The organism is Xanthomonas cassavae CFBP 4642 (assembly GCF_000454545.1).
Lineage (GTDB): Bacteria > Pseudomonadota > Gammaproteobacteria > Xanthomonadales > Xanthomonadaceae > Xanthomonas > Xanthomonas cassavae.
The window spans coordinates 758817-763463 of sequence record NZ_CM002139.1 but is presented as its reverse complement, the minus strand read 5'-3'; the positions used below and the strand labels follow the sequence as shown (position 1 = coordinate 763463).

Annotated in this window: 6 protein-coding genes (1 of these 6 cut by a window edge); 3 read left to right on the top strand and 3 right to left on the bottom strand. The window is 58.5% G+C overall.

The features are described 5' to 3' along the window. A protein-coding gene (locus tag XCSCFBP4642_RS0103400; RefSeq protein ID WP_029218546.1) for an IS1595 family transposase crosses the window boundary here: on the bottom strand, positions 1-935 show its 5' portion. The gene continues 40 nt to the left of window position 1, outside the view; 935 of the gene's 975 nt are visible here — the first part of the coding sequence; its start codon is at positions 933-935; its stop codon lies beyond the left edge, outside the window. A 777-nt stretch (positions 936-1712) separates the two neighbouring features. On the opposite strand from XCSCFBP4642_RS0103400, the gene XCSCFBP4642_RS25755 reads away from it, so the two are divergent. Together XCSCFBP4642_RS25755 and XCSCFBP4642_RS30370 are read left to right on the top strand one after the other, a co-directional pair. Further along, entirely contained in the window at positions 1713-1973 is a 261-nt protein-coding gene (locus tag XCSCFBP4642_RS25755; protein ID WP_029218545.1) for a hypothetical protein, read from the top strand. Between the two features lie 123 nt (positions 1974-2096). Next, positions 2097-2225 carry a hypothetical protein gene (locus tag XCSCFBP4642_RS30370; protein WP_266104180.1) on the top strand — a complete coding sequence of 43 codons (129 nt, stop codon included), beginning with the start codon at positions 2097-2099 and terminating at the stop codon, positions 2223-2225. Between the two features lie 196 nt (positions 2226-2421). Here XCSCFBP4642_RS30370 and XCSCFBP4642_RS0103375 read toward each other — a convergent pair whose 3' ends face one another. Continuing rightward, positions 2422-3096, bottom strand: coding sequence for a hypothetical protein (locus XCSCFBP4642_RS0103375; RefSeq protein ID WP_029218544.1), 675 nt, complete (start codon positions 3094-3096; stop codon positions 2422-2424). After that, positions 3093-4109, bottom strand: a complete 1017-nt coding sequence (locus tag XCSCFBP4642_RS26380; protein ID WP_029218148.1) for an IS30 family transposase — start codon at positions 4107-4109, stop codon at positions 3093-3095. The genes XCSCFBP4642_RS0103375 and XCSCFBP4642_RS26380 overlap by 4 nt, the downstream gene beginning before the upstream one ends. A 112-nt stretch (positions 4110-4221) precedes the next feature. On the opposite strand from XCSCFBP4642_RS26380, the gene XCSCFBP4642_RS0103365 reads away from it, so the two are divergent. Next, positions 4222-4560, top strand: coding sequence for a DNA cytosine methyltransferase (locus XCSCFBP4642_RS0103365; RefSeq protein WP_029218543.1), 339 nt, complete (start codon positions 4222-4224; stop codon positions 4558-4560). Positions 4561-4647 lie beyond the last annotated feature (87 nt).

The following is a 4647-nucleotide window of genomic DNA, read 5'->3' as shown; positions in this document are numbered from 1 at the left end:
AAAACCGGCTCTGGGCATGGTGTGGATTGCATCATGGCCGTGGCAAGTCGTGGCAGCATCTCGCGCAAGCGGAATCGACGATTAAAACGATAGGCCGCTTCTCCCAGGTAACGCCTTGCGTATTTGCCTTGCGCGATGGCGTGATACACGCCACTGATGGCGCGTTTGAGATTGCCCAGCACCACGTTGAGCCAACGTGCACCGGCCGTTTCGGTCGCGGCACGACCACCGCCAGTGTCCAGCGTGGTGTGCGCGTGGCCGGCGTCTTCTAGCCGGCGGAAGCAGGCCAGCCCATCGGTGTAGACCTCGCATTCGGGCGCCAAGCGACGGGCAATCCAGTCCTGCAGCGAGGTGTTGTCGAAGCTGCGCACCGGCTCGATCACCACAAAGCGCGGCGCGGTGAAGGTGGCATCGGTCTGCACCGCAATCAGGAACGCTTGTTTGTTCTCCGATCCGCGTCCGGCCTTGCCACCGTTACGCTCGCCGCCGAGATAGGCATCGTCGATCTGCACGAAACCCGCCAGTTTCCGCATGGATTCGCGCTCGGCCATAACCTGCATGATCTTGTGTTTCATCCGCCAGGCCGTCTTGTAGTTGACGCCCAGATGCCGCATCAACTCCAGCGCGGCCATGTTGGTTTTGGTCGAGGTCAGCAGGTGCAACGCCAGCATCCAGGTGCGCAGCGGCAGCTTGGTGCCTTCGAACATCGTGCCTGCAATCAGGCTGGTCTGATGCCGGCACGCGCTGCATTGGTAGTAGATCGCAGCACCCCGCTTGAAACGCGAGCGCACGCGTCCGGCACAAACAGGGCAACGAAAGCCTTGCGGCCAGCGCCACTTGTAAAGCGCGCGATAGCACTTGGCTTCGGTGCCGTAGGACGCGAAGAACTCAGGCATCGACAATCCCGCTTGGAACTGCACGGCATTGATACTCATCACGCCACCTCGTTGGCTTCAGGTGACAGCAGCATCCACCCAGCGCGGCGCAGATCCTGCGACAGGCGGCTGATGGTCAGGGCTAATCAGGNCGGCATTGATACTCATCACGCCACCTCGTTGGCTTCAGGTGACAGCAGCATCCACCCAGCGCGGCGCAGATCCTGCGACAGGCGGCTGATGGTCAGGGCTAATCAGGTAAATTGTTGATTCATAATTATTTACCCTGAAGAAATTTTTATCAATGCCCCCAGGAATGCCCCCCGGACGAATTGGATCTCTAAACATAGTGCTGTACAACTAGATACAGATAAACCGCAGCCAAACAAGCTCGATCAAGCAGTGATGATTTATGCATCGCCCATCTGCGATGTTCACCGAAGAGATAGACCTACACTCCCGGATGGCGTCAGTCCCACAGGAGTGACCATGTTGATGCCACGCCGACGAGTGAGACCAATTTGGCAGCCCTATTGCGCGGGACGATGTCGCCGCCTTACGCGCGATCAAGGAAGCAACCGACGGCGATCTGCGGATCTCCATTGCCGGCGCGCAGGAAAAACCGCTTTGCTCAATTTTGACGGCCATGGCATTACCCCCATGGCGCCACGCCGACCAGCCACATCCACAAGCTCCAGATGGGCTTGGTCGGCGACGTGAAGCTCGACCTAAGCTAGTCCATTGAGAACGAATGGCCGAGCTCGCGCATCCTGCGCGCCTATGCGTGCTGGTCGCCGAGTGCCAACCGCTGCGGTTCGAGGACATGAAGGTACGCCAGTGACGGGCTTCGATCGTGCATGGCTGTCTGGCCCGTGGCTGCGCGACTGCGGAGCAGCATTTCTGCAAACGCACAGCTACCCCACCGAAGCCGATGGCGGGCCGGGCATCAATCGCATCATGGGAATGCTGGCCACCTCGCTCCAGCCGGAATGGGATAGTCGGATTTTGTTCCTGGCCCAGTTGCTGATGTGGATGCCGCGCGCACCCGACGGAAACACCAAAAACTTCAGCCTGTTTATTCGCCCTGGTGATAGCTAAAAGCTCACGCCGCTATGAGATGTGATATAGGCCTGGCCGGCGATCGGCGAGGCCCCGAACCGGATCTGCGAACACAAGATCAAGCTGGCGATAGCCATTCGTCCCCAAAATGCGCATTGGAAGATGAAGGACATTCACCGCCGGCATTGGATCAAACTGGGCAAGCGCCACGGTATACTCGATAACACTGGCGAGTCAATGGACACCCTGATCGACCCGCTCGTCGAACACACGCCTGCCGTGATCGATTAGGTGCGTGAAGAAATTGCCCCCCCGGTTTTGCCAACTCATTTAACCGAGGCGATCTTCGGTGGTTTAGGTACCACAACTCGGCAGTTCGAGCGTGCGTGATGGCCGCTTGTGGCCAACCCCTGACATCGACTGGCTGCGGGGAAGAGAGGACAAACCAGTGATCGACGCGGGACTAAACAAACGACCGCGAGTTGGCTCAGACGTCCGCCCCTTGGAGACGTTTTAAAACGTAGCCCGAAAATATCGTCTTCTTGCAGTCAATGCCTGACAGGATGTCCTTCAGCGTCTCTAGATCCTCACTTGTCGAAACGATTACTTGCTGATCGGCTCGCTGTCGCCCCGCCGCGCTTTTGAGCAAACTGCCAAAGCTCACGGTTGACGATGACTGCTGGCGAGGCTCGTCGAACAGCAGCATTCCGGGGTGATGAGTAGGATGTCGGTGTCCCAGTTCCAACAATCCGAGCTGATAAGCCCATTTCAAGCGGATTGCGTCACTGGCTGACGTTTCGAAGCCGATCTCGTAGCCTTCCTTTTGAGGCCGATAGGTGTCCTCATCGATCGTGAGTTCGTTCGAATCGAACGTTGAGAAGCCGAAGTCCTGAGCGAGTTGCCTTAAAAGCGCTGTGAGCATCTCAAATTTCTTCGTGTCCAAGGAACTCATATTCTCGCTGGGTAGGCCAGCCAACCCCGCGAGAATCTCACCGAACGTGCTTGCCAGGGATTGCATCCGTGCGACGACGTCATCGAAGGTCGCCTGGATTGTCTCAAGCTCACGGATCCTTGCCTCCGTCCTGACCCGTTCCTCGATGGCTACCGCAGACGGATTTCCGGCAGGAGCGACGAGATCCGCACGAACAGTCGGCGGTCTCAACTTGCAAGTGCAACACGTGAGTTGAATTGAGCGATCTCTTCTTCCAGCGCCTGGTTCGGCGTCTTCCAGCCAAGCGTCTGCCGTGGCCGGGCGTTCATCAGGTCGGCGACGTTGTTGAGATACTCCTGGCTCGCCTTGGACAAGTCCGCGCCTTTTGGCATGAACTGGCGCAGCAGGCCGTTGGTGTTCTCATTGCTGCCGCGCTGCCAGGGCGCATGTGGATCGGCGAACCAAAGATCGATGTTGAGCCGCTTCATCAGCTCTGGATAACACGTCATCTCGGTTCCGCGGTCATAGGTGAGGCTTCCCAGTAGGAAACGCGGCAGCTTCTTCATCTGTCGCGTGAAGCCCTCCAGCGCATCCTGTGCAGTACAGCCATCCATCTTGCACAGCACCACAAAGCGCGTCTTTCGCTCCACCAGCGTGCCTACGCACGAGCGGTTGAAAGCCCCTTTGATCAGGTCGCCTTCCCAGTGCCCAGGAATCAAGCGCTGCGCCACCTCTTCAGGCCGATGGACGATACGCAGCTCCTCCGGCACCCACGTGCGCTTGGCAGCGGTTGTACGGCGCAAGCCTCGCGTCGGCTTGTGCTGACGAAGCGCCTCCACAAGCTCTTTCTTCAAACCACCACGCGGATGCGCGTAGATAGCGGCGTAGATTGTTTCGTGACTCACGCGTTGACTTGGATCATCCGGATGCATGGCCTTGAGCTTGGCAGCAATTTGCTGGGGCGACCAACGATACAGAACCAAGTCGTCACGCACCTGCTGAAAGAGCGCACTGCCTTCAACAAGCCGGCGCCTTCGAACGCACGCTCTGCGGCGCAGCCGATAGTTGCTGGCTGCGCTGGTTGCCGCATAGACAGGTTCGCCCTGTCGCCTTATCTCGCGCGACAGGGTGGACGCACTGCGATTGAGTCGCCTTGCAATGGAGTTGATGCTCATTCCGTTACCGAGTTCAATTTGAAGCAAAGCGCGTTCTTCGGAACCCAGGTGCCTGTACTGTGTGCCCATGCCGCTACCCTACGTCAAGGCGGGGTGTTGCACTTGGAAGTTGAGTCTAAGGAGGTTCTGGGTACGCAGACCGACTGGGTACTCATTGGCGGCCCCGTGCCAGGCGTACTCGATGGCGGGGCGGTCGCGCCTACGCCGTAAGGACCCGAAGAAATTCGAGGCCGACGCCAAGCACTTCCTCTACACCGAATATCTGCGGATCATCCAGGAGTTCGCCCCCGCCCTCTTCGTAACGGAGAACGTCAAGGGAATGCTCAACTCCACGAACTCGGGCAAGCGCATTTTCGAAAAAATCCTCGCCGACCTCAAATCGCCGCGGGGGAATCTCAGCTACGAGGTCCGCTCGCTGGTGGTCCACAAGACCGAAGGGAAGGAGCTCGACCCCAACGACTATGTGATCGAGGCTGACGATTACGGCATCCCGCAGAGCCGCCACCGTGTCATCCTCTAAGGAAACTCTGAACAACTCCCCCTGATCCTGCGACAATCGCACAGAGGCACCAGGACGATGACGATGCAACTGACCTTCGGCGACGCG

What these genes read in the sequence shown, in the direction of transcription:
- XCSCFBP4642_RS26380 (WP_029218148.1), bottom strand. Translation starts at nt 4,109, where the DNA reads ATGGGCACACAGTACAGGCACCTGGGTTCCGAAGAACGCGCTTTGCTT.
- XCSCFBP4642_RS0103365 (WP_029218543.1), top strand. Translation starts at nt 4,222, where the DNA reads ATGGCGGGGCGGTCGCGCCTACGCCGTAAGGACCCGAAGAAATTCGAG.
- XCSCFBP4642_RS30370 (WP_266104180.1), top strand. Translation starts at nt 2,097, where the DNA reads ATGAAGGACATTCACCGCCGGCATTGGATCAAACTGGGCAAGCGCCAC.